Below are 4,665 nucleotides of genomic sequence, written 5' to 3'. Positions count from 1 at the left end.
GCGCGCCCTGGAGGAGAACGGGGTGACGACGTTCGTCGAGGTCGGCCCCGCTGCCGCCCTGTCGGCCACGGGACCGTCCTGCCTGACCGACGACAACGACGCCGCCTTCGTACCGCTGCTGCGCCGCGACCGTGACGAGCGGCGGGAACTGGTCGCCGGGGCCGGGCGGATGTACGCCCGGGTCCGGGACCTGGGCCTGGACTGGGCGGCGTTCTACGGCGGCCGGGCTGTCGCACAGCTGGATCTGCCGACCTACGCCTTCCAGCGCCGCCGGTACTGGCTCGACGCCGCGGCGACGGGCGCGGCCGACGTCGGCTCGGCGGGTCTGCAGCCCATCGACCACCCCGTTCTGAGCGCCGTCGTCACCTCCCCCGACTCGGACGCAATCGTCCTCACGGGCCGGCTGGCGGCTGGTTCGCCGACCTGGCTGGCGGATCACCAGGTGCTGGGGCGGGTACTGCTTCCGGGCACCGGGTTCGTGGAGCTCGCGGTGCAGGCCGGTGACGAGGTCGGCTGCGGCCGGCTGGAGGAGCTGACACTCGAGGCTCCGCTGGTGCTGCCCGCTCGTGGTGGCGTCCAGCTGCGGGTGGCTGTGAACGAGGCGGACGCGGCCGGCACCCGCTCGCTGACCGTGCATTCGCGGCCCGAGCGGGACGCGGGGGAGTGGACCCGGCACGCGTCCGGTGTGCTCGCGCCCGGCGTCCCGGCACCCGGCTTCGACCTGGTGCAGTGGCCTCCGGCGGGTGCCGAGCCGGTGCCGGTGGAGGGCGTGTACGAGCGGCTGGTGGACCGGGGTTACGGCTACGGTCCGGCGTTCAGGGGGCTGAAGGCGGCCTGGCGGCTCGGGGAGGACGTGTTCGCCGAGGTGACGCTGCCCGAGGAGGCGCGCGGCGAGGCGGCTCGCTACGGTATCCACCCTGCCCTGCTCGACGCCGCGATGCATGCCGATCTGCTGGACGCCCGGGGCGAGGTCAGCGGCGACACGCTGTTGCCGTTCTCCTGGAGCGGTGTGACCCTGCACGGCGCGGGCGCCGACACCGTACGCGTCCGACTGCGGCGGGTGCGCGGCGACGAGCTGTCGGCCCTGTGGATCGCGGACGCCTCCGGGCAGGCCGTCGCCACTGTCGAGTCCCTCGTCTCGCGCCCCGTGTCGGACGAGCAGCTGACCGACGCTGAGCACACCGGCCGATCGGATGCACTCTTCCACGTGGGCTGGAGCGGGCTGCCGCTGCCGGAGTCGGTGCGCGGCACGGTCGGCCACCTGCCCGGCCTCCCCGAACTCGGCACGGAAATAGCCGAGTTCCGAGACCTGGAAGCAGTGGCTTCCGCCGGGGTGGTGCCGGACCTCGTCCTCTACCCCGTCGCCCCGGCCACCACCGATGACGCCGACGACACCGCGCTGTTGGGCTCCGTACACGCCACAGCGGCGGAGGTGCTGGCGACCGTGCAGACCTGGCTCGCCGACGAGCGGTTCGCCGGGTCCCGGCTGGCGATCGTCACCCGGTACGCCGTGGCCGCCCGGCCGCAGGACATCATCGATCTCGCCCAGGCGCCCGTGTGGGGTCTGGTGCGCGCGGCGGAGGCGGAGAACCCCGGCAGGTTCGTACTGATCGACACCGACGGTGGCGCCGACTCCCTGGCCGTCCTGGCGGCGGCCGCCACCTCTGGCGAGCCCGAACTCGCCGTGCACCACGGCAAGTGCGCGATCCCCCGGCTGAGTCCCGCCGCGGCGCCCGCGCCCGAGGTCCCGGCCCCGGCCGTGTCATGGGACGCCACCGGCACTGTCCTTATCACCGGCGGTACCAGTGGCCTGGGCGCCAAGGTCGCCCGGCACCTTGTGGCCGAGCACGGCGTGCGCCATTTGCTGCTGACCAGCCGCCGCGGCATCGCCGCCCCGGGCGCTGCCGAACTCCGCGCGGAACTCCAGGAGTCCGGCGCCGAAGTCGCCGTCGCCGCCTGTGACGTCACCGATCGCGATGCGCTCGCCGACCTGCTGGCCGACGTGCCCGCGGAGCATCCGCTCACCGCCGTCATCCATGCCGCGGCCGTCGTCGACAGCGGACTGGTGGGCACCCTGACGCCCGACCGGTTCGTGAACGTGCTGCGTCCGAAGGCGGACGCCGCCTGGCATCTGCACGAGCTGACCCGCGACCTGGAGCTGTCCGCGTTCGTGCTGTTCTCCTCCGCGGGGGGACTCGTCCTCGGCGCGGGCCAGGCCAATTATGCGGCGGCCAATGTCTTCCTGGACGCCCTGGCCCACCACCGCCGCGCCCAGGGCCTGCCCGCCACCGCCCTCGCGTTCGGCATGTGGGCCGTCGACACGGGCCTCGGCGGTCCGCTCACCGACGCCGACCTGGACCGCATGCGGCGGCTCGGCATGCCCGCGCTGGACGCCGCCGAAGGGCTCGCGCTCTTCGACGCGGCCGTGCGCATCGGTGCGGCGCACACCGTCCCGGTCCGTATCGACCGTGCCGCCCTTCGCTCCCGCGCCGACGAGCTGCCCGCACTGCTGCGCGGCCTGGTCCGCGGCCCCGCGCGCCGCACCGTCCAGGCGGTCGGCGAAGCCGTCGGCGGCTCGGCCTTCCAGCAGCAACTCGCCGGACTGACCGAAGCCGAGCGGGACCACGCCCTGCTGGAACTGGTCCGCACCCATGTCGCGGCCGTACTCGGCCACGACAGCACCGAATCGGTCGGGCCGGACCGGGCGTTCAAGGAGCTGGGATTCGACTCGCTGGCCGCGGTCGAGCTGCGCAATGCGCTCGGCGCTGCCGCCGGTCTGCGGCTGCCCGCCACCCTGGTCTTCGACCACCCCAGCTCGCGGTCCGTCGCGGAATACGTCAAGACGCGGCTGGACCTCGGCGGCACGGCAGCCGCCGTACCCGCCGCCCCCGCGCTGCCCGACCGGACAGCGGCCGATGAGCCCATCGCGATCGTCGGCATCGGCTGCCGCTTCCCCAGCGACGTGCGGTCACCCGAGGACCTGTGGCGGCTGGTGGAAGAGGGCCGGGACGCGGTCGGCGGCTTTCCCGGCGACCGTGGCTGGGACGCCGAGTCCCTCTACGACCCCGAGCCCGGCACGCCGGGGAAGACGTACACCGTCCAGGGCGGCTTCCTGCACGACGCCGCCGAGTTCGACCCCGAGTTCTTCGGGATCATGCCGCGCGAGGCACTCGCCATGGACCCGCAGCAGCGGCTGCTGCTCCAGGGCTCCTGGGAGGCGATCGAGCGGGCCGGCATCGACCCGTCGTCGCTGCGCGGCACCCAGACCGGTGTGTACGTCGGCGTGATGTACCACGACTACGGCACCCGCCCCGGCGCAGCCCCCGACGACCTGTCGGCCTACCTCGGCAACGGCAGCGCGGGCAGCATCGCCTCCGGTCGGGTCGCCTACAGCCTCGGCCTGGAAGGCCCCGCGGTCACCGTCGACACCGCCTGCTCCTCGTCGCTTGTCGCCCTGCACATGGCGTGCCAGGCCCTGCGGCAGGGCGAGGTCGGCATGGCGCTCGCCGGCGGCGTGACCGTGATGCCCACGCCGGAGATCTTCGTCGACTTCAGCCAACAACGTGGCCTCGCGCCGGACGGCCGCTGCAAGGCCTTCGCGGGCGCGGCGGACGGGACCGGCTGGTCGGAGGGCGTCGGGCTGCTCCTGGTCGAGCGGCTGTCGGACGCCCGCCGCAACGGCCATCCGGTCCTCGCGGTCATCGCCGGCTCGGCGATCAACCAGGACGGTGCCAGCAACGGGCTCACCGCTCCCAACGGGCCCGCGCAGCAGCGCGTCATCCAGCGGGCCCTGACCGCGGCCGGACTCACCGCCTCCGATGTCGACCTCGTCGAGGGCCATGGCACCGGCACCCGGCTCGGCGACCCGATCGAGGCCCAGGCACTGCTGGCGACGTACGGGCAGGGGCGCCCGGAGGACCGGCCGCTGTGGCTGGGATCGATCAAGTCCAACATCGGGCACGCCCAGGCCGCCGCCGGCGTCAGCGGCGTCATCAAGACGGTCGAGGCGCTGCGGCACGGCGTGATGCCCAAGACCCTGCATGTCGACGAGCCGACGCCGAACGTCGACTGGGAGTCCGGCGCCGTACGCCTGCTGACCGAGGCCCGCGACTGGCCGCGCGTCGACCGGCCCCGCCGGGCCGCCGTCTCCTCCTTCGGCCTCAGTGGTACCAACGCGCACATCATTCTGGAACAGGCGCCGGACGCCCCGCGCACCGCCGAGGGACAGCCGCCGGAGCAGGGCCCCGCCACGGTCCCGCTCCTCCTCTCCGCACAGCAGGCCAGAAGGCTGCCCGCGCAGGCCGCCCGGCTACGCTACCTGCTCGCGAGCGACCCGGAACTGCGCCTGCGCGACCTCGGGTTCTCCCTGGCCACCACCCGCGCCAAGCTCGGCTACCGCGCGGCGGTTCTGGCCGACGACCACGCCACCGCGCTGCGTGCCCTGACGGCCCTCGCCGCGGGCGAACAGAGCCGGGAGGTCATCACCGGCACCGATCACTCGAGCGGCCTGAGCGCCTTCCTCTTCACGGGGCAGGGTGCGCAGCGTTTGGGGATGGGCCGGGGGTTGTACGAGGCGTTTCCGGTGTTTGCGGAGGCGTTTGATGGGGTGTTGGGGGAGTTGGAGTCGGGGCTGGGGGAGGTGGTGTGGGGCGGGGATGCGGAGTT

The 4,665-nt window shown here is 73.9% G+C and carries 1 protein-coding gene; it reads left to right on the top strand.

Going from position 1 to position 4,665, the window contains the following annotated elements:
• Positions 1–22 precede the first annotated feature (22 nt).
• Positions 23–4,665 (top strand): type I polyketide synthase (locus ABZW18_RS34220; RefSeq protein WP_356195284.1); only part of this gene is annotated, 4,643 nt, incomplete at its 3' end.

Source organism: Streptomyces sp. NPDC004647, assembly GCF_040609575.1.
Lineage (GTDB): Bacteria > Actinomycetota > Actinomycetes > Streptomycetales > Streptomycetaceae > Streptomyces.
Note: the sequence above shows the minus strand (reverse complement) of the source record. Positions and strands in the feature narration are given on the sequence as shown.